General features: G+C 53.7%; 22 protein-coding genes. 13 read left to right on the forward strand and 9 right to left on the reverse strand.

Annotated features, from left to right (window positions below):
* Positions 1–413: 413 nt before the first annotated feature.
* The 4 genes from O0S09_RS01460 to O0S09_RS01475 all read right to left on the reverse strand — a co-directional run bounded on the left by O0S09_RS01460 (position 414) and on the right by O0S09_RS01475 (position 3,792).
* On the reverse strand, positions 414–1,121 hold the full coding sequence (locus O0S09_RS01460) for a glycosyltransferase family 2 protein (protein ID WP_268922121.1): 708 nt from the start codon (positions 1,119–1,121) through the stop codon (positions 414–416).
* Positions 1,118–2,440 carry a protoporphyrinogen/coproporphyrinogen oxidase gene (locus tag O0S09_RS01465; RefSeq protein ID WP_268922122.1) on the reverse strand — a complete coding sequence of 441 codons (1,323 nt, stop codon included), beginning with the start codon at positions 2,438–2,440 and terminating at the stop codon, positions 1,118–1,120. The genes O0S09_RS01460 and O0S09_RS01465 overlap by 4 nt, the downstream gene beginning before the upstream one ends.
* Positions 2,441–2,477: 37 nt before the next feature.
* Positions 2,478–2,882, reverse strand: coding sequence for an arsenate reductase/protein-tyrosine-phosphatase family protein (locus tag O0S09_RS01470; RefSeq protein WP_268922123.1), 405 nt, complete (start codon positions 2,880–2,882; stop codon positions 2,478–2,480).
* 64 nt (positions 2,883–2,946) lie between these two features.
* Positions 2,947–3,792, reverse strand: a complete 846-nt coding sequence (locus O0S09_RS01475) for a DNA adenine methylase (protein WP_268922124.1) — start codon at positions 3,790–3,792, stop codon at positions 2,947–2,949.
* A 45-nt stretch (positions 3,793–3,837) separates the two neighbouring features.
* Between O0S09_RS01475 and O0S09_RS01480 the strand changes: the two genes are divergently transcribed.
* On the forward strand, positions 3,838–4,845 hold the full coding sequence (locus O0S09_RS01480; RefSeq protein ID WP_268922125.1) for a hypothetical protein: 1,008 nt from the start codon (positions 3,838–3,840) through the stop codon (positions 4,843–4,845).
* A 48-nt stretch (positions 4,846–4,893) separates the two neighbouring features.
* Here O0S09_RS01480 and O0S09_RS01485 read toward each other — a convergent pair whose 3' ends face one another.
* Together O0S09_RS01485 and O0S09_RS01490 are read right to left on the reverse strand one after the other, a co-directional pair.
* Positions 4,894–5,979 (reverse strand): MFS transporter, encoded by a 1,086-nt coding sequence (locus O0S09_RS01485; RefSeq protein ID WP_268922126.1) that lies wholly within the window; start codon positions 5,977–5,979, stop codon positions 4,894–4,896.
* A 3-nt stretch (positions 5,980–5,982) separates the two neighbouring features.
* Complete coding sequence (locus tag O0S09_RS01490) at positions 5,983–6,459, reverse strand: hypothetical protein (RefSeq protein WP_268922127.1); 477 nt, start codon at positions 6,457–6,459, stop codon at positions 5,983–5,985.
* A 103-nt stretch (positions 6,460–6,562) separates the two neighbouring features.
* On the opposite strand from O0S09_RS01490, the gene O0S09_RS01495 reads away from it, so the two are divergent.
* The 3 genes from O0S09_RS01495 (at position 6,563) to O0S09_RS01505 (ending at position 11,096) form a co-directional block, all read left to right on the forward strand.
* The gene (locus O0S09_RS01495) at positions 6,563–7,468 is read left to right on the forward strand and encodes a DUF4013 domain-containing protein (protein ID WP_268922128.1); all 906 of its coding nucleotides are present in this window, start codon (positions 6,563–6,565) and stop codon (positions 7,466–7,468) included.
* Positions 7,469–7,623: 155 nt separating this feature from the next.
* The gene (locus O0S09_RS01500) at positions 7,624–10,383 is read left to right on the forward strand and encodes an aminotransferase class V-fold PLP-dependent enzyme (protein WP_268922129.1); all 2,760 of its coding nucleotides are present in this window, start codon (positions 7,624–7,626) and stop codon (positions 10,381–10,383) included.
* Positions 10,380–11,096, forward strand: a complete 717-nt coding sequence (locus O0S09_RS01505) for a vWA domain-containing protein (protein WP_268922130.1) — start codon at positions 10,380–10,382, stop codon at positions 11,094–11,096. Before O0S09_RS01500 ends, O0S09_RS01505 begins: the two co-directional genes overlap by 4 nt.
* On the opposite strand, the gene O0S09_RS01510 is transcribed toward O0S09_RS01505, so the two are convergent.
* Positions 11,093–11,599: a hypothetical protein gene (locus tag O0S09_RS01510; RefSeq protein ID WP_268922131.1), complete on the reverse strand. Its 507-nt coding sequence runs from the start codon at positions 11,597–11,599 to the stop codon at positions 11,093–11,095. The genes O0S09_RS01505 and O0S09_RS01510 overlap by 4 nt on opposite strands.
* 243 nt (positions 11,600–11,842) lie before the next feature.
* Here O0S09_RS01510 and pyrG point away from each other — a divergent pair, with 243 nt between their 5' ends.
* The 9 genes from pyrG (at position 11,843) to O0S09_RS01555 (ending at position 22,070) form a co-directional block, all read left to right on the forward strand.
* The gene (pyrG, locus tag O0S09_RS01515) at positions 11,843–13,429 is read left to right on the forward strand and encodes a glutamine hydrolyzing CTP synthase (protein WP_268922132.1); all 1,587 of its coding nucleotides are present in this window, start codon (positions 11,843–11,845) and stop codon (positions 13,427–13,429) included.
* 3 nt (positions 13,430–13,432) lie between these two features.
* On the forward strand, positions 13,433–14,968 hold the full coding sequence (gene guaA / locus O0S09_RS01520) for a glutamine-hydrolyzing GMP synthase (protein ID WP_268922133.1): 1,536 nt from the start codon (positions 13,433–13,435) through the stop codon (positions 14,966–14,968).
* A 5-nt stretch (positions 14,969–14,973) separates the two neighbouring features.
* Positions 14,974–16,101, forward strand: coding sequence for an aspartate aminotransferase family protein (locus O0S09_RS01525; RefSeq protein ID WP_268922134.1), 1,128 nt, complete (start codon positions 14,974–14,976; stop codon positions 16,099–16,101).
* Positions 16,079–17,158 (forward strand): histidinol-phosphate transaminase, encoded by a 1,080-nt coding sequence (gene hisC / locus O0S09_RS01530; RefSeq protein WP_268922135.1) that lies wholly within the window; start codon positions 16,079–16,081, stop codon positions 17,156–17,158. The genes O0S09_RS01525 and hisC overlap by 23 nt, the downstream gene beginning before the upstream one ends.
* A complete protein-coding gene (locus O0S09_RS01535) occupies positions 17,158–17,667 on the forward strand; it encodes an adenylate kinase family protein (RefSeq protein WP_277612890.1) in 510 nt (169 codons plus the stop codon). The genes hisC and O0S09_RS01535 overlap by 1 nt, the downstream gene beginning before the upstream one ends.
* Complete coding sequence (locus tag O0S09_RS01540; RefSeq protein WP_268922137.1) at positions 17,664–18,299, forward strand: CDP-alcohol phosphatidyltransferase family protein; 636 nt, start codon at positions 17,664–17,666, stop codon at positions 18,297–18,299. Before O0S09_RS01535 ends, O0S09_RS01540 begins: the two co-directional genes overlap by 4 nt.
* A 188-nt stretch (positions 18,300–18,487) precedes the next feature.
* The gene (locus O0S09_RS01545) at positions 18,488–19,558 is read left to right on the forward strand and encodes a hypothetical protein (RefSeq protein WP_268922138.1); all 1,071 of its coding nucleotides are present in this window, start codon (positions 18,488–18,490) and stop codon (positions 19,556–19,558) included.
* 347 nt (positions 19,559–19,905) lie between these two features.
* On the forward strand, positions 19,906–21,549 hold the full coding sequence (locus O0S09_RS01550; protein WP_268922139.1) for a hypothetical protein: 1,644 nt from the start codon (positions 19,906–19,908) through the stop codon (positions 21,547–21,549).
* 113 nt (positions 21,550–21,662) lie between these two features.
* The gene (locus O0S09_RS01555) at positions 21,663–22,070 is read left to right on the forward strand and encodes a nuclear transport factor 2 family protein (RefSeq protein WP_268922140.1); all 408 of its coding nucleotides are present in this window, start codon (positions 21,663–21,665) and stop codon (positions 22,068–22,070) included.
* A 47-nt stretch (positions 22,071–22,117) separates the two neighbouring features.
* On the opposite strand, the gene O0S09_RS01560 is transcribed toward O0S09_RS01555, so the two are convergent.
* Positions 22,118–22,984 carry a winged helix-turn-helix transcriptional regulator gene (locus O0S09_RS01560; protein ID WP_268922141.1) on the reverse strand — a complete coding sequence of 289 codons (867 nt, stop codon included), beginning with the start codon at positions 22,982–22,984 and terminating at the stop codon, positions 22,118–22,120.
* A 2-nt stretch (positions 22,985–22,986) separates the two neighbouring features.
* Entirely contained in the window at positions 22,987–23,436 is a 450-nt protein-coding gene (locus O0S09_RS01565; protein ID WP_268922142.1) for a hypothetical protein, read from the reverse strand.
* Positions 23,437–23,668: the final 232 nt, after the last annotated feature.

Genomic DNA, 23,668 nt, shown 5'->3' on the forward strand with positions numbered 1-23,668 from the left:
GCAAGCGCGACGGCAAATGCTCGCGAAGCTCCCACTCATCCCGTATCCTGCAACAACCGGCAGAAACATTCACCAGAAATCTCTTGACGCTCGTGAATCTCCCACTTGTTCCTTATCCTGCCACAGCTTCGCGAGCATTTTTAGCTGCGTTTGCGACAGCAACGCCGCCCGTCCGCTCGGACGGGATGGCGAGCAGCGTTAAGAAAATGCGACGAGCGAAGCCGCGCCGTTAGGCGCATCTGCGTTATCTGCGTTTTCTTTTTTCTTCCTACTCACTCACCACTCACTCACCTACAATGGAGAGCGTAGCGCCGCATCTGCGTTATTTGCGTTCTTTTTTTCAGGTATCCCATTCTACCCACTCCCCCACCCACAGCATCTCCAGAAAAAAAGGGTTGAGAGAAATTCTCAGATTATTTTTTCCCGTACTCTTTTCCGGCGTACTGATACTTCTCCGACGATCCGCCGTGCGCCACAATGTAGAGCCACTGATAGATCGATTTCATTGCGCCGAACTCAATGTACCGCCGCATCGAAAATCCGACCTTCAGATTTGTGTCCAGCCGGACACGCCCGTACTTTTTCATCCGGCGGGCGATCTCAAAGTCGTCACCCGCGTCCGCCGTGATGTACATCCCGGCTTCGAGGAACAGATCCTTTCGGAACGCCGTATTGCAGCCGAGCGTCATGTAGATCGTCCCCGTCCAGTATCCGATCCGGGACACAATATTGTAACCGAGCAGAGAGAGTTTGTGTTTGATTCCCGGCTCCAGCGGGTACACGATACCGTAGATGGTAGAGGCGTCAGGATATTTTGCAAAATCTGCCAGAACTTTCTCCAGCCAGTCGCGGGGAAGGAAACAGTCCGCATCGGTGGTTGCAAGGATATCGTATTTTGCCGCCATCGCCCCGTCATTGCGTGCGCCGCCGACCTTCTTGCTGGTCTGGATGAACACTTTGTCCGCATACTTTGCAGCAATCTCGCGGGTTTTATCTTTAGAGTTGCCGTCCACCACGATGATCTCGTACTGGTCGCGGGGCAGGGTCTGGTCACAGAGACTTTTGAGGCAGGCTTCCACGCCCTCCTCTTCATTGAATGTGGGAACGATTACGGATATCATGCGTTTTCCAGGTTTTGGACGTAATTAAGAACGCTGCGGATGCATCCGTCCATGTTCAGATACTCAAACTGGGAGAATCTTCCGACGAGATCAATACCCGCCGTTCCTTCGAGGTACTCGCGGACAGTTTTGATGTTTTTGAGATAGTCGAGATCATAGACGACGTAGGCGAATTTGAAGCGATCAACTGCGGTATGGACGACATCCGCAGCACTTGGCAGAATGCCCATACGGACGAGACCATCAACAGTGTGTGCTGCAAGTTCCTCATCAGTCATCTTCGAAACATCATCTCCTTCGTTGTAGGTGATCTCGGCGAGGACCGCGGCGCAGCCGTCCGGTGCCACATGGTGGGAGAAGTTGGAGGGGAAGGAGAGCCGGTTGAACATTCCCCATTCATCTTCTGGGACATACATCCAGGAGATGTCCGGGAGTGTTCCGCGGAATCCGACACTGACACAGGCAATAGAGTTGTAGCGGAGCGCCTCGCAGGCGTCCCGGACGCTGTCCGGCACGCCAGCGAGCATGGGCAGGAGAACCTGTAAGGGAATGGTTGAGATGATACGGTCTGCGGTGATGATTTCACTGCCGTTTCCGATCTCCCACCCGTCTGCGGTTTTCCGGACGGTCGTTACGGTAAAGTCTGTCCTGATGTTGTCGGTGACGGGTGCGGCAATCGCCCGGACAAGTGCTTCAATGCCGCCGTCGATGGGGTACGAGAAGACCGCCTGATGCGTGTATCCTTCGGTTTCGATACCGATAGCGGATTTGATGATGTCCTCGACCGGCGGGCGGGGGACTCTGCCGTCCATCCAGTGTTTGGACATGCGAGCGGTCGGGTAGTTCCAGATCTTTTCGTTGTAGGGGACAAGATAACACTCGGCGATTCCTTTGCCGAATGTTGCGTAGATCCAGTCGCGGAAGTTCTGCGGCTCGGCAACCTCGCCCTTTTCAACCGCTACGAGGTTTTTGATGTATTCGTTGATGCAGAAGAAAAGGTCGTCTTTGGGAAGTTCTGCGAGGCCGTTTTCAAAGGGGTATTTGATGTATTTGTGTTTGTAGTAGATTTTGGTATTGCGGTCCCGGGTATCACGGTTTTCTTCGAGGACGTTGTGCATGAACGCAAGAACGTCAGTGTCACGAGAGAAGATGATGTGTGACCCGCCGCAGTCAAAGGTAAATCCGTTACGTGTTTCCGATTGGCAGAGTCCGCCGATCTTTGCTTCTTTTTCCAGGACGGTTACGTCACAGCCGTGCTCGCTGAGGAGACGGGCAAGCGTAACTCCGGTTAAGCCTCCGCCGAGAATAGCCCACTTCACGCTTACATAGTGGGTTTTGGAAGAATATAATATGTGGTTAGGGGTGGGGTACGAGCGTTTTTTTCATCCACCCGGTGAGTTCGTCCCGCAGCCGCCGGTAGTCGGCAAGTTCATCGTCGCCCGCCCATGGTTCGGGCGAACGCACCGGGTGATAGATCAGATGAGTTGCTTTCGGGAGATGATCGCGTGCTCCCCAGGCATTTTCACAGAGGACAACAACTGTATCATACTGCCGGTCGGGCAGTTCGGTGAGGTGTTTTGCGTACATATCGGAACAGTCGCAGCCTGTTTCTTCCAGGATGCAAAGGACACGGGTGGAGATGGTACCCCGTGCTATCCCTGCGGAAAAGATTTCCCAGTCAGGATGAAGCATCCGGCAGACGCCTTCCGCAATCTGGGAACGGACGGAGTTGTAGGTGCAGAGGAAGAGGACGGACGGCATAGGGATCTCTGGTTTGCGGTGCAGGATAATAATTCTTGGGAAGGTACGCGGAAACGATACAGACTTAGTAATTCCGCACGATAATCTCCTCAGCCCCGCGCCGTCCCGCAACCTTCGCATTAATATACCGCAGAACCTGCACCCGTTCCACCGAGAACTCCGCATACATATCCAGAATCTCCGGCGCAACCGAGTTTGACAGCATCACCTGCGCACCCCGCCGGTCTGCCTCCCGGAACATCGCAAACAGCCGTTCCTGTTCTGCCATCCCGAACGTTCCCGTCGTATAGGAGGTAAAGTTCGCCGTTGCCGAGACCGGTAAATACGGCGGGTCCAGATATACAAAGTCCCCGCCCGAAATATGCGGCAGAACACCTGCAAAATCCCCTTCCAACAGAACAGCCGGCTCAAGCGCAGTCGCCAGTGCCTTCAGCACGGTTTCCTCCCCGAACTGTGGCGGCTTTGCATACCTCCCGAACGGAATATTATACTCGCCTCTCCGGTTCACCCGCCACAGCCCGTTATACCCGTGATGATTCAGATACAAAAACAGCGCAGCACGCTCCACACATGCATCCGTGCCCCGGATTGCATTAAACCGCCTCCTGCATGCAAGATACGCTTCCCGCGTATTCAGAAACTCCGGCTGCTGCACGGCGTCTGCGAGCTCCGCAGCCCTGTCGCGTACCATCCGGTACAAATTGATCAGTTCGGGATTTGCATCATTTAAAAACGCCTTCCCCCGCATTGCACCGGTTTTCCACAAATACAGATACAGCGCTCCTCCCCCGAAAAAAGGTTCAAAATAATTTTCAAAATCCTCCGGGCACCTCTCTGCAAGTTCGCCAAGCAGCTGCCTCTTGCCCCCCGCCCATTTCACCACAGGTCGTGGAAGAGAGGACTTTGTCACAAACATTATAATTAATGGGATGGCGGAAAGACATATACCTTGTCTATGATAAAAAAATCCCCGACACCCAGGACCCGTGCAGTCTTTGGCATGTGCGTACTGATTTTTCTTGCAGTACTTATTATGCCGGTCTCGGCGGGCGTCTCCCAGAGTACCATTGCTCAGGGCGACACGCTGTACGTCAGCGGTCAGGCACCCGGATCTCAACAGGTTGCTCTCTACTTCTTCGGTCCGAACTACTTCAAATATGCTACTGCCCAGGTAAATGACGGATCATACACCTATCAGCTCACCACCACGAGTGATATGTCCCCCTCACAGTACTACTGCGTCGTTCAGAGTCCCGGAACCGGCAGTACCTTCAGTGTAGGACCCGTAACCGTCGGCCAGACAACCTACATCACCGTCAAACCCGGAAGCGGTGTTCCCGCTGACGGTGACAGCTTTGTCGTACAGGGTCCAAACGCCTTACAGGGATCGCAGGCAGCCTATGCTCTGGAACAGATGCTCAAAAGTCCAAACATCCCCGATCTGTCCCAGACATTTACCTTCACCATTGACTACCCGATGATTACCATCAACCCGGTCGGTACCCTGTACATGGGCACACCCTTTACGGTTTCCGGAACCACCAACCTTGCGGCAGGAGATACGCTTCTTGTCGATGTCCGTGTAGCCTCCTTCTGGCCCATGAGCAAAGAAGAAGCCAATGCCCAGGACTCTGCATCCTGGTCCCAAGGGGATTCCGGCAGTGTGATTGTCCAGCAGGGAACCGCAAGCGGCCAGAACTTCTGGAGTTTCTCCGTAAACCCGCTGCACTCATCCCAGTATGAAGTTACGGTAACCGGCATTAAAACAGGTGCGACTGCATCTCAGCAGTTTACGGTCTCCAACCAGAGTGTACCGACCGTCGTCCCGACAACTGCGGCAACCACTGTGGCGACCACCGTTCCGACCACTGCCCCGACGCCGACTCCGTCACCCGGTTTTGGCCTGCTTGCAGCTGCCGGAGCACTTGGCGCTGTTGCTCTTCTGATCTTCAGAAGACACTAATTTCTTTGTATTACGGATGTTAGCGAAAAATATTTCGCGAACCTTTTTTTATTGCACATAACACGGGCAGCGGACGACCAGCAGTCCTGCCGCCGCATTCAGGCCAGCGACGATCAGAAACACCCCGACATATCCGGCCGGCAGCACCAGCAGTCCTGCGGCGAACGGCAGAGCTGCCATTCCCGCATACTGCGTCATATTGAACATCCCGTTCATCACGCCCTGCGGTTTTTTTGTCTCTGCAAGATAGTTCAGAACCGCCGCGGTAATCACGCCGAACACGGCGCCGACAAGGATCATGCCGAGAGGATTCACCAGCACAACAGGTACGGAAACGGCAAGCAGAATGCCTGCGACCCGCACCACCGAAAGGGAATCTGCGGTTCGCATCCGTGATGCCGCATACACAAACACTGCCGTTGCCACACTCATCAGCGCCGTCACCACACCGTTCACGTCAGCCGACGCACCGGAAAGCTCCGGGTATGCGGAGATGACCACACCGGTCGTTCCGCAGGATACAAAGAGGGCTGCCCACAGCCATTTGTGATATACCGCAATATCCTTCACCGCCGCAAACGGCAGAATATTTTCCTGTGCGGGCGCATCATCCGCAAGTCCCAGACTCAGCAGTCCTGCCGCCCCCGTCAGTATTCCGAATACCAGAACGCCTGCGTAGGCCTGCACGGATGCAAGCCAGCCGCTCACGACAAGTCCTGCAACCATGCCCACGTTCATCAGCGCAACGAACCCGCCGGCAAGTCTGCGGTGATCCGCCGCCGAGTTTACGAACGCCATTGCGGCGGAGACGAACATCCCCGTGAACAGTCCTTCGGCAAACCGGAGCGCCACGGCAGCTGCCGGGTCCGGATAGGAGATCCACAGCACAACTGCTGATACCAGCGTTCCAAACAAACCTATCCGCACCAGCGGTGTCCTCCCGAATCTGTCCGACAACATCCCTGCGGGAAACACCATGAGAAACGCGCCGAGGAAGTAGGCCGAGTACACCGCTCCCTGCATTCCGGGATCGGGTGCGATACTGTTTAAGACCGGCACAACCGCGTTGGAAAGAGCCATCGCTGCAAATGCACCCAGAAACAGCGACGTGCGGAAAATGGTCTGCAGTTTCATGAATCAGAGCAGCTCTGCATCCTTCCTGACTTCGTACTTCTGCAAAACCGTTCGCGGAAGCTGAGGAACGGCTTCTGCGAGCGGGACTGCGAACAGAAACTTCGGTTCGTCCGCAAAACCGTGCAGACCGATAATGACAATGCAGGGGTTTTCCTCGGCTGCTGCGTAGGTCTGGTATGCGGCATATGTCTCGGGAGTGACCCACGGCAGGTAGACTTCGCCGTCTTCTCCGGTGAACATTCTGCTCCGGAAACAGGTGATGAGATCAAACCGCGCCTCATCTCTGTTGCGGACGCAGACCACGTCCGGTTCGCCTGCGGCGCGCTCCTCACGATCGGCAACGGAGTATGCGTCGCCCAGCCGGTTCATGACATACTCACGGAACGCTACGGCCACAACCGGATTTGTGTCGTCGGGGTCTGCGTCGGGATCGGGATACCAGACACCGAGCGCCCGTTCAAGCTGGCCTAAAATGCCCATACGTATTTCTTGTATCTCTGTCCTCTTAAAAAAGCGGGTGCGTCATCGTGCCAATTATCTTATAAGAAAACCACATAATAGTATTCTAAGAGAGACCAGCCCCATGGAACACGCAGAGATCATTACGAATGCCTACAACTTCACGAAAAATGCTTTCTTCAGCATTACGCAGTTCCCGCGGTGGATAGTGCTGTTCTTCTATATTGTCGGCCCGATTATTGTGGGCTTCATTGCGGCAACGATTGCATTGCAGCTGATTGTTCTGCCGATTCTGGTGAGTATTCTTGTCGGCCCGGACTTCGGATTTACCCGTGAGGTTCTTTCGGGCCTTTTACAGTATCTTGCTCTGTTGCTCGGACTGTCCTGCATTTTCTTTGTTCCGTTAATGCAGGGGTACTGTTATCGTCTGTTCCGTTCCGGCGATTCGATGCCGGATACGGGAAACCTCTGGGGACTGTTCTTCAACGGCTGGAGAATCAATATTACCGTTATCATCTATGCAATTCCGCTGATCATCATCTCGGTAATCTATATGCTGATCTTTATGTACTTCTTCCCGGATACGGGGATGTACTCAACCGCGGATTTCCTTGAGACGGAAGGAATGATCTATGTGGGAACGGTCTTTTCCTATGCTGCCATTCAGTTTATTACAACGCTGATCGTTCTTTTGTTTGCGTTTATCGGGATTACACATCTCTGCCGGACAGGTTCTATCCGTGAGGCGGTGAGCCTGAAGACGATCACCGGGATTATCAGCAAGATTGGCTGGTACGACTACATTCTGTCGCTGGTGGTTATGAGTATTCTCTACCTGATGGTGACGTTTGTGGTGGTGTCGCTTTCGCAGCTGTTCTCAAACAATATTGTTATTATGACGGTGCTGTATATTCTCTACATCTTCGCGCTTGTGCCGATTACGGTGTTCTTCATCAGGTACCTTTCCGAGGTCTATGACACGGCCTTCCTTCCGGAGGAAGTTGATGATGAGGAGTTTGATTTCTTCTAACTCCTCATCTCCTGTGCGCCTGATCGTTTCCTTTCTGCATCCCTTCCCCCGTCAGTCGCTGTGACCGCAGTTTCCTGAGGTTCATCCATACTGCCTGCGGCAGTACGGATGAACCTCAGATTAGAAATAGCAATCCTGCCCAATATATTCTCACTGTGCCGCACGAATACAAAAAATATCCGCACCCGCGAAAAAACCGTCCGCAAAAAAAATCCCAGACCAGAAAGCCCGCAGAGAAAACTCCGCGAAAAGAGATTAAGCCGGGCTATTATGTTGCCGCCGACAGTGATGACTATCTCACCAAATATCTTTACTGGTGTCCGCACTGTAATGTCCCGCTCGTTGCAAAAACCTGCTCGTGCAAAGCCGAGACCACGAAGATTCCTCTCCAGCAGCCCTATGATGTCCGCCCGGTTCTCAAGGCCGATCATGATCTCCTGCAAACCCTCATCTGTGACCGGTTCGGGCCCCGCGTTACCCTCCCGCAGGTGATGATCTTCAACAAGGCAGGCGGTCTTGACCGTAATGATCTCATCATCGCAAACGGTGTACGGTTCGCCTGGCTCTGGTTTGATCCGGTCACCCGCACCTTCCGGCTCGATATTGAAGCAGAAGCCCTTCCCTACCTCCTCGGAAAAGCCGAGAGAAACATCATTGACCTGGAAACCGCAGCAGTTTCTCTTCCTTCCGGCAGACTCGGCGGAAAAAAAGTTGCCGTCACCGCACCGGAGGCGACGGACGGTGTGGTTATTCTGAAGTACAAATCCAAGTACGGTACCGGTATCTTAAAGGACGGGGCAGTCCGCATCAAAGAACTGGTCAGCGTGCAGCCGAAACTCGGTATGGCAAACCCGTCGTGGGCTGACGTTGTGGAGAAAAATGCCTTCCATCTCAAAAACATGGAGCGCACGGCGGTCCGCGAGATCAAACAAAATCTCAGCCTCGCGCCTGCGGCGAACTGCTCCTTCTCCGGCGGAAAAGACAGCACCGCCGTCTGGCACATTGCCCAAAAAGCCGGTGTTTCGGATGCGTTCTTCATTGATACCGGTCTTGAGTTCCCCGAAACGATTGAGTTTGTCAAAAGCCAGAATGTCCGTCTCATTCAGAAGGCCGGAGATTTCTGGCAGGCCGTTGAGAAGGCAGGTCCGCCCGGCAAAGATCACCGCTGGTGCTGTAAACTCCTCAAACTCAATCCCCTGAAGGTCCATCTTGCCGAAACCGGACCCTGCGTAACCGTTCAGGGCAACCGCTGGTATGAGTCATGGAGCCGTGCCTCGCTTGATGCCGTTTCCCAGAACCCGAACAATCCTCTGCAGATCAATCTCTCCCCCATTCGTTCCTGGCGGGCGCTTGATGTCTTCCTCTATCTCTGGCTGCGGGAAGTTCCGTACAACCCGCTCTATGAACGCGGATATGAACGCATCGGCTGTTACCTCTGCCCCGCCATGCTGGAGTCGGAACTTGCAACGATGCATGAAACCCATCCCGCGATGGCCGCACGGTGGGATGCGTTCCTCACCCGCTGGGCTGCCGACCGCGGTCTTCCGCCTGAGTTCATCAGCTGGGGGTTGTGGCGGTGGAAGGAGCTTCCGCCCAAGATGCAGGAGCTTGTCCGGGACGCGGGTCTTGATCTCTCCGAAAAACCGGTGAAGCGCAGTACTCCTTCCTCGGTTGCCCATCTCATGCCGGAGGGGAAAGCAGGCGATATTGTGGACGTTGATGATGACGCCGGCGCTGTCCCGGACTGGGAGTTGCTGAGAAGTCAGTTCCCCATGATCGGGGATCTGATCTATCTCGATAATGCGGCAACCTCCTTTGCCCCGGAATGTGTACTTGCCGCCATGGATCAGTTTGAACGCAGTTACCGGGCAAACGTAGGCCGGGGTGTTCACCGGCTGACGAGGATTGCAAGCCAAAAGTACTGGCACGCCCACGAGAAAGCCGCTGACCTCATCAACGGGGAGGGAGGCATCACGGTGTTTGTGAAAAACACCACTGAAGCGGTTACCATGATCGCCCGCGGACTGAACTGGCAGCCGGGCGATGTGATTGTAACCACCGCTCTTGAGCACCATTCCAATCTCCTTCCCTGGCGTGCGCTGGAAAAATACGGGGTCATGCTCCGGATCGTTGGTCTTCGCCCGGACCTCACGCTTGACATGGACGCGTTTTCAGCAGCAATGGACGACTCCGTCCGGCTGGTTGCCGTAACGCAGGCATCAAACGTGACCGGCACTATTGTGCCGGTCACAGATATCGCCGGACTTTGCCGCAGATACGGTGCTCTCCTTGCGGTTGATGCGGCCCAGTCTGTTCCCCACATGCCGGTTGATGTGCGGGCGCTGGGTGCGGATTTCCTCTCCTTCTCCGGTCATAAAATGTGCGGACCTACCGGAACCGGCGTTCTCTGGATGAAAGAACCGATATTAGAACCCCTGTTCCTCGGTGGCGGTATGGTAGAACAGGTTACCGACGACGGGTTCACCCCGGCGGAAGGCTTCCACCGATACGAAGCCGGAACGCCGAACATCGCAGGCGGCATCGGTCTTGGCGAGGCCGCCGCGTTCCTCAAAGAGATCGGTATGCATCAGATCGAAGTACGGGAACGGGAGCTTTGCAGCAGACTGATCGAAAAGCTCTCCGCCGTCCCCGGCGTGCGGGTCTATGCACCCGTCGACCCGGTGCAGCGCATCAGTGTTGTCTCCTTTACGATTGAGGGCATTCCGCCGCATGAGGCCGCGGCCTATCTGGACGAGGAAGGCGGTATCATGGTACGGTCCGGCATGCACTGTGCCGAACCGCTGATGCGCCGGCTCGGCTGTCCTGACGGAACCATCCGGGCAAGTCTTGCCTTTTACAACACCGAAAGCGAGATCGATACCCTTGCCGCAACCGTCCGGGAGATGCTGTCATGAAGACTGTTCTTACGCTGCTCGTGGATTGTGCCGGCATGTTTGAGGGCGGCAGAACTGCCGCCGCAAATATGCCCGTGAAAAAATTCATTGCAGGTCTGCCCGCCGACCTTCCGGTACGCATCCTCCGTTACTCCGACACTGCCATGTGGCATCTCGGCCCTGAACCGGTTCCGGCCGGTGAGGTGGAGTGGACGGATCTGCCGTCCGGCGGCTATCTCTCCTCACTTGCCCATGCCGCAAACCTCGCGGGACAGAGCCTTGCTGCGGGGCCGGATATCCGAAACGTTGTGCTCCTCGTTTCCGACGGCGCTCTCTCCGATCCCGAAGAGATCGTGCAGGCGGTGCTGGCAAAAAGATTTGATGCCGCAGTCATGCGTGCTGCCGTCCCGCTGACCGCTGATGCGGATACGGCTGTTCTCCGGATGTTTACAGGGGACAATATTTTTGACTCATCCATTCTCCGTGACCCGCGCCCCCTGCTTGCCTCCTTCGGGGAGTCTGCCGCGTCGTCCGTCGTCTCGCATACAGCATCAGTCACGATCACTCTCTCCTGTACGATTGACCTTGGGGGCGGAGACTCCTTTTCCCTTTCCGTATCCGGTACTGATATCTCCGCAGTACAAGAAGAGATGCAGTCCTGTCTTGCGGCGTTCGGCACTGAGGATGAATACGTCCGGGACAAAATTGCCGGATATGTCCGGCGGGTATTCTAATATCTCCTTCTTTTCTGCCGGACAACCGGCGTCTGTTCCGTTTCAGTCACCGTTACGCATGACTTCAGTTCGTCTGCGGTAAGTTTTTCTGCGATCTCGGTTACATTCACTGCCTCATACTGGTGCGTCTCCTCTTCGCCGATGAGCTGAACCGCTGCGGTCCGGAGGGATTTTCTGCCAAATATCTTTATGATATCATAGGGTTTGATGTATGCAAACTCGTCGTAAATCTCCGGATAGAGAACCCGGAGCTTTGCAACATCAACACTGCGTCGTTTTCGCACGGGAACCACCAGCTGGTATGCGGGATGTTTGATCTTTTCCGTCCGGATTTTTTTGATTTCTTTCTCCCGCCGATAGGTATATTCCGCCTGTAACTTTGTTAACGCTTCCAGAAGGCATTGATAGAAGAACACTTTTTCGTACGGATCGTCCGGTTCACCCGGCAGTCCGTCCCTGATGTCATATATCAGCTCTTCTGTTTTGTCCGATGTTGATCCCATATACGTTGCGTGGTATGTTGTCTTGTATCGACAAGAGTGTTTCGGCGCTGTTGGACATTTTTACAGAACCATGGATGCGTACGAGGGATTCAAAAACACGCCCAATCCGTACCCTCTGAATCATGCCGGATTGTTAGGGACCTGCCAAAACTTTGGGGTAAAGCAAACCAACCCCTCACTTTCAATACCTTAGCCCTCCAATATAAGAAGCATTATTAAATTTGAAACTGCGGGGACACACGAGTGAAGTATGTAGTTGTAACCGGCGGTGTGATGAGCGGCCTTGGCAAAGGCATCACCGCTGCGTCCATCGGACGAATTCTCATCAACAGAGGTTACCACGTAACCTCCGTCAAGATCGACCCGTACTTAAACATTGACGCGGGCCTCATGAACCCGGCCCAGCATGGAGAGGTCTTCGTGTTAAAGGACGGCGGCGAGGCTGACCTTGACCTGGGAAATTATGAACGGTTCCTTGATATTGAACTCACCAGTGATCACAATCTGACCACGGGAAAGATCTACTCCTCCGTTATTCAGAAAGAGCGCCACGGCGACTATCTCGGGGCAACTGTCCAGATCATTCCGCACATCACCGACGAGATCAAAGACAGAATCAAATATGCCGCAGAAAGCTGGACCGATAAAGACGGCAACCATGCAGAGATCTGTATTGTTGAGGTCGGCGGAACGGTTGGCGACATTGAAAGTATGCCGTTCCTGGAAGCCGTCCGTCAGATGCACTGGGAGTACGGCAACGGTGACTTCGTTCTCGTTCACGTGACCCTGCTTCCGGCGGACACTATGGGAGATCTCAAAACCAAACCTACGCAGCACTCCGTCAAAGCGCTGCGGGAACTGGGTCTTGAAGCGGATCTTATCGTAGGCCGCAGTACGCTGCCGGTCTCGCTTTCCACCAAACGCAAGATTTCTTCCTTCTGTGATGTTGATGTCTCTGCCGTCATCAGCGCAACAACCGCCCCCGATACGTATCTTGTTCCCATGGAGCTGGAAAAGGAAGGAATGGCAGACATTCTCCTGCCGCTCCTGAAGCTTTCGCCCGGCAAACCGGACAACAGCTGGTACTCCCTCGTCTCCCGCGAGTACACCAACCGCGTCAGAATCGGTATCATCACCAAATACGGTGTGGAAGATGTCTATATCTCCATCAAGGAAGCACTCAAACATGCGGGCCGTCAGCTCTCGACCGAGGTTGTTATTGAGTGGCTCGATGCAGAACACTACACGAATGCTGACCTTGCCGATCTCGACGGTATTCTCATCCCCGGAGGATTCGGCAACCGCGGTATCGAAGGCATGATCGGTGCCATCACCTACGCACGCGAGCACAATAAGCCGCTCCTTGGTCTCTGTCTCGGGTTCCAGCTCTCAGTTATTGAGTTCTCCCGCAACGTTGTCGGATACCGTGATGCAACCAGCGCCGAGATGGGCGACGGAACGCCGGTCATCGCCCTCCTGCCTGAGCAGGAGGGCGTCGATGACCTCGGCGGAACTATGCGGCTCGGTGACTATCCGGTTCAGCTTGCGGCAGATTCGCGGCTCGCTGGACTCTACGGTGCAACCGAAGTGGTTGAACGTCACCGTCACCGGTATGAGGTCAACCCCGAGTACATCGATGCGATCGAGGCGAAAGGCCTGCGGTTCGTGGGACGGAACGGACGCCGCATGGAAGCGCTTGAACTTCCGGGCCACCCGTACTTTGTCGCAACCCAGTTCCACCCTGAGTTCCGGTCCCGTCCTACCCGTCCCTCGGCACCGTTCGTCGGCTTTGTGAAAGCCAGTCTTGAAAACCACACCCGCAAAGAGTAAACCATGGAATCCATTCTTGTCCTTGACTTCGGCGGCCAGTACAACCAGCTGATTGCCCGCCGCGTCCGCGAGGCGAACGTCTATTGTGAGGTGAAACCCTGTACGGTTTCGCTTGACGAGATCAGAGCCGGAAACTACATGGGTATCATCTTTACCGGCGGCCCTGCTTCGGTGTATGCTGAAGGCGCTCCCCGTGTGGATGCCGGTGTTTTCTCGCTGGGGATTCCGATTCTTGGCATCTGCTATGGTGCGCAGCTGACCGCGTTTACCCTCGGAGGAAAAGTTTCTTCCGGAGCAACGGCGCAGAGCCGCGAGTACGGCAAAACACCGCTTTCGCTCCGTGAGAGTCTGCTCTTTGCCGGAATCCCGGAGGAGACATCCTGCTGGATGAGTCACGGTGACTACATCAGCGAACTTCCCGCAGGATTCCGTGCCACGGGGGCGACACCCGGCTGCCCGTTTGCCGCGCTCGAAAATCCGGACAAAAAGATCTATGCGGTTCAGTTCCATCCGGAAGTTCTGCACACCCCTGAAGGCATGACGATGATCCGGAACTTCCTGTATGGTGTCTGCGGCTGTACCGGAACATGGCATATGTCCTCGTTCGTGGATACTATGGTTGCACATCTGAGGGAGAAGATCGGCGACAAAAAAGTGCTCTGTGCGCTTTCCGGCGGTGTGGACTCGTCGGTTGCCGCGGTCCTTGTGCATAAGGCGGTCGGTAAACAGCTGACCTGCATCTTTGTGGACCACGGTCTGCTGCGCAAGAACGAGGGAGATGAGGTGGAAGAGGTTTTCAGAAACCAGTACGACATCAATCTTGTCCGCGTGAACGCGGAGGAGAGGTTCCTTACAAAACTTGCCGGCGTCTCCGATCCCGAACAGAAACGCAAGATTATCGGTGCAGAGTTTATCCGCGTCTTTGAAGAGGAGGCAAAAAAGATCGGCACGGTCGATTTCCTCGTGCAGGGTACGATTTATCCGGACGTGATCGAGTCGGGCCCCGGGAATGCGGCGGTTATCAAGAGCCACCACAATGTCGGCGGTCTTCCGGACCACGTGGACTTCAAGGAGATCATCGAACCCCTGCGCATTCTTTTCAAAGACGAGGTGCGTGCTGCGGGAGCGGAACTTGGTATCCCGGAGAATCTTGTCTGGCGTCAGCCGTTCCCGGGTCCGGGACTTGCCATCCGGGTAATTGGTGACATCACCAAAGACAAGCTCGACATTCTCCGCGATGCGGATGCCATCTTCCGCGAGGAGATTGCCGCAGCCGGTATGGGCCGTGCCGTTAACCAGTACTTTGCGGCCTTAACCAACATGCGCAGTGTCGGTGTCATGGGCGATGAGCGTACCTATGACTACGCTATTGCGCTGCGGGCGGTTACGACGACGGACTTTATGACCGCCGACTGGGCGCAGATTCCGTATCCTGTGCTGGAAAAAATTTCCGGCAGAATCATCAACGAGGTTCGCCATGTGAACCGTGTTCTCTATGACATCACGAGCAAACCTCCGGCAACCATCGAATATGAGTGATACTTATGCCAACTTCCAAACAACTTGATGCAAAATACTACATGCCCGCGTTCGGACGGGACATGGAGATCGTCCGGGGCAGAGACTGTCATGTCTGGGACAGTACCGGAAAGAAATATCTTGATCTGGTCGCAGGTATTGCGGTGTGCAGTACCGGCCACTGTCATCCGGCAGTGACCGCTGCTATCTGCAAACAGGCGCAGACGCTGATTCACTGCTCAAACCTCTATTATGTGCCGGGACAGGCAGAGCTTGCAGCAAAACTGTCGAAGGCGTCCGGTCTTGGCAAGGTCTTCTTCGGCAACTCGGGTGCCGAAGCAAACGATGCGGCGATGAAGCTTGCTATCCGGGCAACCGGCCGCCACGAGTTTGTGTCCTTTGAGCATGATTTCCACGGACGAACGGTTGGTTCGCTTGCCTGTACCCACAAGCCTGCGATCCGGGTACCGTTTGAGCCGCTTGGAATTCCCTGCAAGTTCGGGCCTTACGGAGACATTGAGGCACTGAAAGACCTTGTGACGAAGAAGACTGCTGCGGTTATGTTTGAGCCGATTCAGGGAGAGACCGGCGTCATTATTCCGCCGGATGATTTCCTTCCGGGAATCCGCGACATCTGCGATGATACGGGTGCCCTGATGATCTGTGACGAGGTGCAGACGGGTATGGGCAGAACCGGGAAATGGTTTGCGTTCCAGCACTCTGCGGTTCAGCCGGATATTATCAGTCTTGCCAAAGGTGTTGCGTCCGGTATTCCAATGGGTGCAATCATCGCCCGCGAGGGTCTGGAGTTTACCCGCGGAGAGCACGGCAGTACGTTTGCCGGAGGGCCGGTTGCCTGTGCTGCCGGAAATGCGACGTTTGATGTGCTGAAGTCTGTTGTGCCGAAGGTTGCGGCGAAGGGCGAGCGGTTCAGAAAAGGTCTGGCGCATCTGAACCCGCGGGTTCGGGGTCTGATGGTCGGATTTACCGCTGGGGAAAAATCTCCGGCGATTGCGGAGTACTGCCGCGAACACGGTGTGTTAATCAATGTTGCCGGCGGCGAGAATATCAGAATTGTTCCTCCGCTGGTTATTAATAACCGGGAGATCGATCACGCAATTGCAATCATCAATGAAGCAGCAGAGTCCGTCTAAAGAAGTTCTCTGCCGTGAACTCTACACAAAGACGGGCTACGTCTTTGCGAAGTCTCCGGCTGAGATTGCGGCTGCGTCAGGATTTGACGAGGTCGCGATGCTTGGCAGTAATGAAAATCCGTATCCGCCGTCCCCGGCGGTGCTGGAGGCAGCTGCCGCCGCACTTGCGGCGGCGAACCGGTATCCGGACCCGAAGGCGGGAGAGTTTGTTGCGGCACTCCGCCGGTATATCTGTGATCATCCCGTGGTGACTTCGGGTCTGGGGATGGACGGCGTGATTGAAACCGTGATCCGGGCACTTGTTTCGCCGGGAGAGAAGGTCGTCGTTTCCACGCCGACGTTTTCCATGTACGGTCTTGCGGCACGGGCTGCGTCTGCGGTGGTAGTGAATGTGCCGCGTGCGGCGGATTTTTCGGTGGATGTTGATGCGTTCATTGCCGCGGCGGCGGATGCGAAGCTGTCGTTTCTGTGCACGCCGAACAACCCGACCGGAACGGTTACGCGTGCGGCGGATATTGAGCGGATTTTATCCGGGATTTCCGGCGTTCTGTTCCTCGATAATGCGTATGTGGAGTTCTGCGATACGGATTATCTGCCGCTTCTGCAGAAGTACGATAACCTGATTATCGGCAGGACGCTTTCCAAGGTGTATGGTCTTGCGGGTCTGCGGGTCGGGTACGGGTTTGTGCCGGCCTGGCTGGAAGGGCCGTATGCGGCTGCGGCAACACCGTTTACGCTGAACCGCGTGTCGGAGGCTGCGGCGGTTGCGGCGGTTGCGGATACTGCCTACCGCGATACGTTCATTGCCCATGTGCGGAAGTGGCGTGAGACGTTTGTCCGCGAGATTCCGTTTCCGGTTCTTGCGAGCGGAGCAAACTTTGTGCTGTTTGATGTTGCCCCGATGACGAGCAACGAGGCGATGGAAGCGTTTGCGCGGGCGGGTGTGCTGGTTCGGTCTTGTGCAAGTTTCCCGGGTCTGGGCGAGACGTTTGTCCGCGTGTCGGTGGGGGATGTATGGGAGAATGAGCGGTTCCTTGCGGCGGTGAAGCGTCTGTGATGATCGGAATTACCGGGACGCCGGGGACGGGGAAGTCTGCGGCGGCAGCAGAACTGCGTGCCCGGGGGTTTTTGGTTGTTGATCTGAAGACGACCGTTGCTCCTTATGTGGTGGCGCATGATGCTGTCCGCGATGCGGATGAGGTGGATGTGGATGCGTGGGCGGATGCGTTTTCCTATACGGAGGGGTATGTGGAGGGGTCGCTTGCGCATTTTCTTGCGTGCGATAAGATTGTTGTTCTCCGGTGCAGGCCGGATGTGCTGAAACTCCGCCTTGCTTCCCGCGGATATGCGGCGGCGAAGGTTGCGGAGAATTGTCAGGCGGAGGCGCTGGATGTGATTTTGTCGGAGACTGCGGATATGTTTGCTTCGGAACAAGTATATGAGATAGATACGACAAATAGAGATGTAGTTTCTGTAGCAGATCTGATTGTTTCGTTTGCGGCAGGTGAGATTCCTGCGTCGTTTGGGACAATCGACTGGTCAGAGTTTCTGGACCCGATGTTATGACGCTTGATTCCTTCCGCCCGAAAGTTGCTTTTATTGTGACGCCGCTTGCCAAGGCTATTGCTGCACTGCACCTGACGCCGAATGCCTGTACGGTGCTGGCACTTCTTGCAGCTGCAGCTGCGGGGGTGTTTTTTGGTGTTGGTGAGACGTTTGCGGCGGTTGTTCTGGTGTTTGTGAGTGCGTTTTTTGATGCGATTGACGGGGCGGTTGCCCGGCTGACGGGGATTGCAAGTCCTGCGGGGGATTATCTGGATCATGTGTTCGACCGGTATGCGGATATTTTTATTATCACGGGTATTTTTGCGTGGGGTACGGTTGCGTGGACGTGTCAGGTTCCTGCCTGGGCTATCGGGGTGTTTGCGCTGACGGGTGTTCTGATGTCGTCGTATCTGGGGACGCAGGCGCAGGCGGTCGGGCTGAAGCGAAATTATGGCGGGATTCTGGGCCGGGCAGACCGGCTGGTGCTGCTGCTGGTGTTCGGTGCGGTTGAGGTGGTGGTTCCGGTGCCGCTGCTGTTCGGGCTTCCGGCGCTCGGCTGGCTGCTGGTGATCTTTGGGGTGTTCGGCCATGTTACGGCAGTTCAGCGGTTTGTGAGCGGCTGGCGGGAGCTGAACGCACCGAAAAAAGAATAACTTTTTTCTTTGTCCGGAATACTTTACAAAAAGTAATCTATACTCAGGTAAATTTATCGTTGTCTGCGTCAATACTTGAAATTCGTAGGACCTCATGTATCAGGACCCGTGAAACGTGTTGGCAACGACTGGTGTACAGACTGGTTTTTTTCACGATAGATGCATTTCCTGCAATGGAGATTTATTTCATGAGAAAAAACAGTTCAGACGTACCCGGTATCCTGCTTCGGACTATGATGCTGGCGGGTATCGTTATACTTTTTGCCGCAGCTTTTACCGGTTCGGCAGCCGCTTCCCCTGCATATGAGGACACAGCCATCATGGTATTTACTGACTGGCACTCCAACGAGGCCGCATATCAGAGCATACTGGATGCAGTCAGTGCCGAGGCAGACAAGCACCAGTCGGTGATTGTCTGCTTCAATGGCGACAGCGAAACCCGTGTTACCAGTCCCAGTAACATGGATAAATTTAGTCCGGTGACCATCCCGAAAAATAGTGTAAGTGTATGGCAAGAGTCCCAGCACACGAGATTTATGGATCTTGTCGGGGATCTGCTGAAAAATCCCAAGGTTATCATTATTATGGGCATGGGAAATCATGAGCTTGCTATAAATCCGAAGGGTTCCAGTTCCAAGGAGCTGGCCTCGTATTTCACGAAGCTTCAAGAACTGACCGGGACAGATTTTAACAACCGGTTCTATATCGTCAATACGGATCTCGCCTGGAAGTCCGGCGGTTCAATGGACGAACTGTATGGGGAGACGATCCACCGTTCGGTTATGATACACGGTATCACCTTCCTGGCAGTTCTCGGATCAAATGTTGTTCGGGAAGATATGGGACATGGCAAAGTCTTACTGTACGATAAAAGTCAGTATCCGGGGATGGGTGACTCCGGGGATAAGGATGTTGCGTCAACCAGAGTCATAAACGAAAATATGAAAAACCATGTTTACCAGGAGATTTTAAAGACACATCCCTCCGCATGTGTGCTGTTGGCCCATTCCTCGTATAATACTATCAAAGATTGTGTGTATTATCTGAATCGGACAGGGCTGCCAAAGAACACCTATCTGTTCACCGGCCATAATCATGCAAATGGAGGAATTAATAAGAATTCCAAAGAAGACAAAAATATTAAGTATGATCTTCGTGCACAGATTCAGCCGAAACCGTTCGGCAGAGGTGTTGCTGTTGTGTATGCGACGCCGAACGGGGAATTTGTCAGTGATTCAGAGAAAAGACTCACTATCTGAACATTCACTTTTTTAAAATTTTTTTATCGCTATGCAAAGGGGACTCCACCAACCCTGTCCGGTGTTGCCCATAAAGTTCCGATACCTACGGAAAACACTGAACACACTGAAAGAAAAAAACATCACGAAACATACGTAAACAACACGGAAATAATGCGTTGAATGGAAATTTTGTGATGTTACCGACCTGTTCCGTGATGTTTTTTGTTTCCGTGTGTTTCGTGGGCTAAAAATCGATCAATGACGATCATTCATAGGCAATAAACGAATTTATGGAAAACGCCACCCTGTCCGGCAAACATTTATTTAGGTTCCTTGTGTATTTTAAACTGAGTGGTATCTGTACTATGGTATGTGTTGAAGTGTTTCTGAAAAGAATCAGTATACTGGTATCTGTTTTGCTGATTGCTGTGCTGTTTTTTCTTCCCGTTTCCGCCGCCGAGATGAGTAGTGTTTCTCTGAACATAACCCAGCCGTCGCTTTCTGAGACAACGTATGCCGAGATGCGTGACTTCTATGTGTATGGATATTTTCAGAATTCCGGCGATCCGGCAAATGTGCGGGTAACGCTTCTGGATGATGCCGGTCAGACTGTCAGAACGGTTCTCAGTGCGGTGAACGATGCGGGAGTGACACCTGCTGAAAGCGTTGATATGAGCGGTATTGACAATTCGTGGGGAACTATTCTTGCGGTTGAAAAAATCACCAGTCCGGGAGGGATTGCCAATGGAACAAACAAACTTCTGGTGAATACCGATCCCGGCTACTATCTGGCGTTCGTTCAGGGCGGGGCCACCAAAGAGATCAGCGGCAGTTATACGGATTCGGGAACCCGGTACCCTGCGGATCTTACTATGGGAGAGTACACCATTGTTGTTGAGGTGCTGGACCCTGCAACGAACGAGCCGATGCTGTTCAAAAACACGGATACTTCCGAGATCGTCGGGCGTGTTTCCCGAAACATCATGTTTGGTTTAACGAATACGTCTCTGGGCATGTTTACGCCGGAGGAAAATAAAAACAATGTTGCCGAGTACGCAGCACTGCATAATCTCCGGATGTATGTCGACTGGTTCCCCGGATTTTTCCAGCTGCCTGACGGGAGTGCAGGCTACCGGATTCCTGCATACTGGCAGGCGAATAATGCGGTTGAGGTGGTAAATAATCTTCCGGGAACCAAAGTCGACAACGCCGCAGCGGCGAATAATACCATGCTGATCTATAATATCGGCAGTACCAGTACAACCTATCAGCTGGAGCTTGCGGCAATTGTTCAGTATCATCTTGTTGATTCTCCCAACACAGTCTTCCGCTATTATGATATCGGGGAAAGTTCGATGATCTGGACGGATGAGGATACCGGCGAGACCATGATGCTTGCCGGTACATCCCGGCCCTTTCCACGGGATTCACGGGTGATTTATACAAGAGCCGATAGTTCGTCATCCGAGATTCCGGCAAACACGGTTTCCCGTCTGCCCAACTTCACGAAAACCGTTGATACCACCCCGTATGCGGTCACGGTTACGCAGGGGGAGTATCTTGCATTCTACGGAGTAACGCGGCCAATCGCGTCTTCCCTTACTTTCGTGTCTCCTCTCCGGTATGATATTGATAATCAGATTTCCACGTATGTCTATTCCGGCGGGGATACTGAGTACACGTTTGACGGACTCCTGACGCGGATTTTTGTAAATGCCGATGGTACTCTGTATTCTGCGGAACATACCAACTACGAGTTCGGTCATGTGTTTACTGCAGAGCAGACCGCCGCGATGCCGCCGGGGACAACGATCTATACTGTTCTGGCGTATGATCGGGACGGTAATCTCGTTGATGACACCACAAAAATAGCGGTTACTGTTGTTCCCGCAGACGGTGATGCCGGCCAGACCGCACAGAGCGAAGCCGGCACGGCAGCCCTTGCGACGGCCGTTGTTCTTGCTCTTGTCTGTGTTGCGGCACTGTTTGTCGTGCTGAGAAAACTCTAATTATTTTTTGATCGGATACTCCGGGGCTGTTCAGGTTCTGTTCCTGTATTCGGGGAGTAACATTTTTTCAGAAAAGCCCTTCATGTCATCCTGCCAACTACTATAGTACAAGTATGCCTGTCTCTGCACAAACGATAGATCAGATCACTGTACTTCTCAGCCGGTATCAGACGGCGTATAATGATCATAATGCGGAAGCGCTTGCCGGACTTCTCGCTGCGGATGTGGTTATGTACGGCTGCCGGACGGAGGAGGTAATTTCCGGTCGGGAGAGTTTTCTTTCTGCGATGCGGGAGAATTTTGCCCGTTACAAGACCGGCGGTATCCGGTTTGCGGATGCGGAGATCAAAAGTGAGGGGGTTATTGCCTGGCTTTCGGCTTCCTGTATGCTGCTGAGTACTGCCGGAAGCGGTGCGGTACATGAGACGCCCTGCCGGTTTACGGCGGTTCTTCGCGGAACGGGGCATGCGTGGGAGTTTGCGCAGATTCATATGTCGCTTGGCTATCCCTATCATGCGTGAGGGGGGTTGCCGGGAGGAGAACGGCACGGGTGTCTGCCGGGTCGGTATCACGGTTCGGACACGATGCTGCTAAGGCCGGTGAGGATCTTTTTGTATGCGTCTGCTGCTTCATTGGTCAGCTGGTATTTGTTGTGGACGCCGTCAAATATGATCATGAGCAGCCCGTCGTCAAGGAGTCTCTGGAGATGCCAGTTGCCGGTGGGGAGGGTGAGCCGGAGTTTTTTGGTGAGTTCGCGTTTGGTGATGCCGGGGTGTTCCCGGATGGCGGTAATCACCCGTTCTTCTTTTTTGCGTGAGAGAATGATGTACATCAGTTTCTCGAGGTCGGTGTAGGGTTTGCTGCCGCTGGCGAAGTAGTGCGGATGTCCGTGGTAGTCAAACAGAGAGATCTGTTCATCTTTCTTCAGTCTCCTGAGATAATGGCGTGCTGTGCTGTGAGAAATCCCGAGAGCGTCTGCGATCTGCTGAAGGGAACGCCCGGGATGTTCGGTGAGGAGGGTGCGTATCTGTTCTGGTCTGCCGTTCTCCTGCCGGTTTGCCCAGCTGTCTTGGCGGCGGTAGAGGACGAGGAAGGCAAGGCCGAGTGCGGAGATGAAGAGGGTGATGAGGTGTGCGGTGAGGGGCGGGATGTACGCTGTAGGGGAGATAATCAGCTGCCGGAGAATTTCCTTTGTTGGCAGTTCCCACAGTTCTACGGTTTTAATTTCTGTGTCGTCATAGAGGGGAACAATGTCTTCATCAACCACTTCAATTACCAGTTCTGGGTGGTCCAGACTGATAACAGGGTTTGTTGGATCATGGTTGAATCCATAAATCTCTCCTCCTTCCGCGAAAAAAAGTACAGCTGCTGCGCTGAATAATACACATATCACGAGTATGACAATACCAATCTCCCGCAGCAGTTCTTTTTCCATACTTAGTAACTATTAATAATCAAAGTATATGACTGTGTGCCTGAAACTTGGGCACCAGCTACATCAAATACCCAAAGTTGATTGAGATAACTTGAGGTGAGGGGTATTCTAAGGGAGATTTTTCCGTCCGTTTTTCCATCAATTTCATCATGTAATTGTATCGGATCAGTTTGGGGAGGATAAATACACAAATCCAGATCGTTTCCGGATGATGCTCTGTTCCAGGTAAGAGATACTTCAAGTTTCTGTCCGATCTCCGGGGTGTACGTATGACGATTTGTTTCACCCTGGCGAATCACATCATTCACCGGAGGGGCACGTTCCTGACCCTTGATCTGATCTTCCGTCAGAATTTCAATCTCTGTCTGTACTTCCGTACCGGCGGCGTTTGCCGAACCGGCAAAGGCAAGCAGAATTATTACCGAAATAAGTATCTTTTTCAGATGCTTCATGAACAAATGTTTTTGACGCATCTGTTATGAATTCATTGACCAAAGTATCATCACCCCCCTTGGGATGGTCTCTTTTGTTCATCGCATGATGCGAAAAATTGGGGGGTGATGATACTTTGGTCAATGAATTCATGTATATCCACAGGAATAACCGAAGTGGTAATTCTGTGACCGATATTAATCATTCATGATAGAAGATTGATACTGGGTGACAGGTTTACCGAGGTGTATC

The organism is Methanocorpusculum vombati (assembly GCF_026891935.1).
GTDB lineage: Archaea > Halobacteriota > Methanomicrobia > Methanomicrobiales > Methanocorpusculaceae > Methanocorpusculum > Methanocorpusculum vombati.

What these genes read in the sequence shown, in the direction of transcription:
- O0S09_RS01460 (WP_268922121.1), bottom strand. Translation starts at nt 1,121, where the DNA reads ATGATATCCGTAATCGTTCCCACATTCAATGAAGAGGAGGGCGTGGAA.
- O0S09_RS01470 (WP_268922123.1), bottom strand. Translation starts at nt 2,882, where the DNA reads ATGCCGTCCGTCCTCTTCCTCTGCACCTACAACTCCGTCCGTTCCCAG.
- O0S09_RS01480 (WP_268922125.1), top strand. Translation starts at nt 3,838, where the DNA reads ATGATAAAAAAATCCCCGACACCCAGGACCCGTGCAGTCTTTGGCATG.
- O0S09_RS01485 (WP_268922126.1), bottom strand. Translation starts at nt 5,979, where the DNA reads ATGAAACTGCAGACCATTTTCCGCACGTCGCTGTTTCTGGGTGCATTT.
- O0S09_RS01490 (WP_268922127.1), bottom strand. Translation starts at nt 6,459, where the DNA reads ATGGGCATTTTAGGCCAGCTTGAACGGGCGCTCGGTGTCTGGTATCCC.
- O0S09_RS01495 (WP_268922128.1), top strand. Translation starts at nt 6,563, where the DNA reads ATGGAACACGCAGAGATCATTACGAATGCCTACAACTTCACGAAAAAT.
- O0S09_RS01505 (WP_268922130.1), top strand. Translation starts at nt 10,380, where the DNA reads ATGAAGACTGTTCTTACGCTGCTCGTGGATTGTGCCGGCATGTTTGAG.
- O0S09_RS01510 (WP_268922131.1), bottom strand. Translation starts at nt 11,599, where the DNA reads ATGGGATCAACATCGGACAAAACAGAAGAGCTGATATATGACATCAGG.
- guaA (WP_268922133.1), top strand. Translation starts at nt 13,433, where the DNA reads ATGGAATCCATTCTTGTCCTTGACTTCGGCGGCCAGTACAACCAGCTG.
- O0S09_RS01525 (WP_268922134.1), top strand. Translation starts at nt 14,974, where the DNA reads ATGCCAACTTCCAAACAACTTGATGCAAAATACTACATGCCCGCGTTC.
- hisC (WP_268922135.1), top strand. Translation starts at nt 16,079, where the DNA reads ATGAAGCAGCAGAGTCCGTCTAAAGAAGTTCTCTGCCGTGAACTCTAC.
- O0S09_RS01535 (WP_277612890.1), top strand. Translation starts at nt 17,158, where the DNA reads ATGATCGGAATTACCGGGACGCCGGGGACGGGGAAGTCTGCGGCGGCA.
- O0S09_RS01540 (WP_268922137.1), top strand. Translation starts at nt 17,664, where the DNA reads ATGACGCTTGATTCCTTCCGCCCGAAAGTTGCTTTTATTGTGACGCCG.
- O0S09_RS01545 (WP_268922138.1), top strand. Translation starts at nt 18,488, where the DNA reads ATGAGAAAAAACAGTTCAGACGTACCCGGTATCCTGCTTCGGACTATG.
- O0S09_RS01550 (WP_268922139.1), top strand. Translation starts at nt 19,906, where the DNA reads ATGGTATGTGTTGAAGTGTTTCTGAAAAGAATCAGTATACTGGTATCT.
- O0S09_RS01555 (WP_268922140.1), top strand. Translation starts at nt 21,663, where the DNA reads ATGCCTGTCTCTGCACAAACGATAGATCAGATCACTGTACTTCTCAGC.
- O0S09_RS01560 (WP_268922141.1), bottom strand. Translation starts at nt 22,984, where the DNA reads ATGGAAAAAGAACTGCTGCGGGAGATTGGTATTGTCATACTCGTGATA.
- O0S09_RS01565 (WP_268922142.1), bottom strand. Translation starts at nt 23,436, where the DNA reads ATGAAGCATCTGAAAAAGATACTTATTTCGGTAATAATTCTGCTTGCC.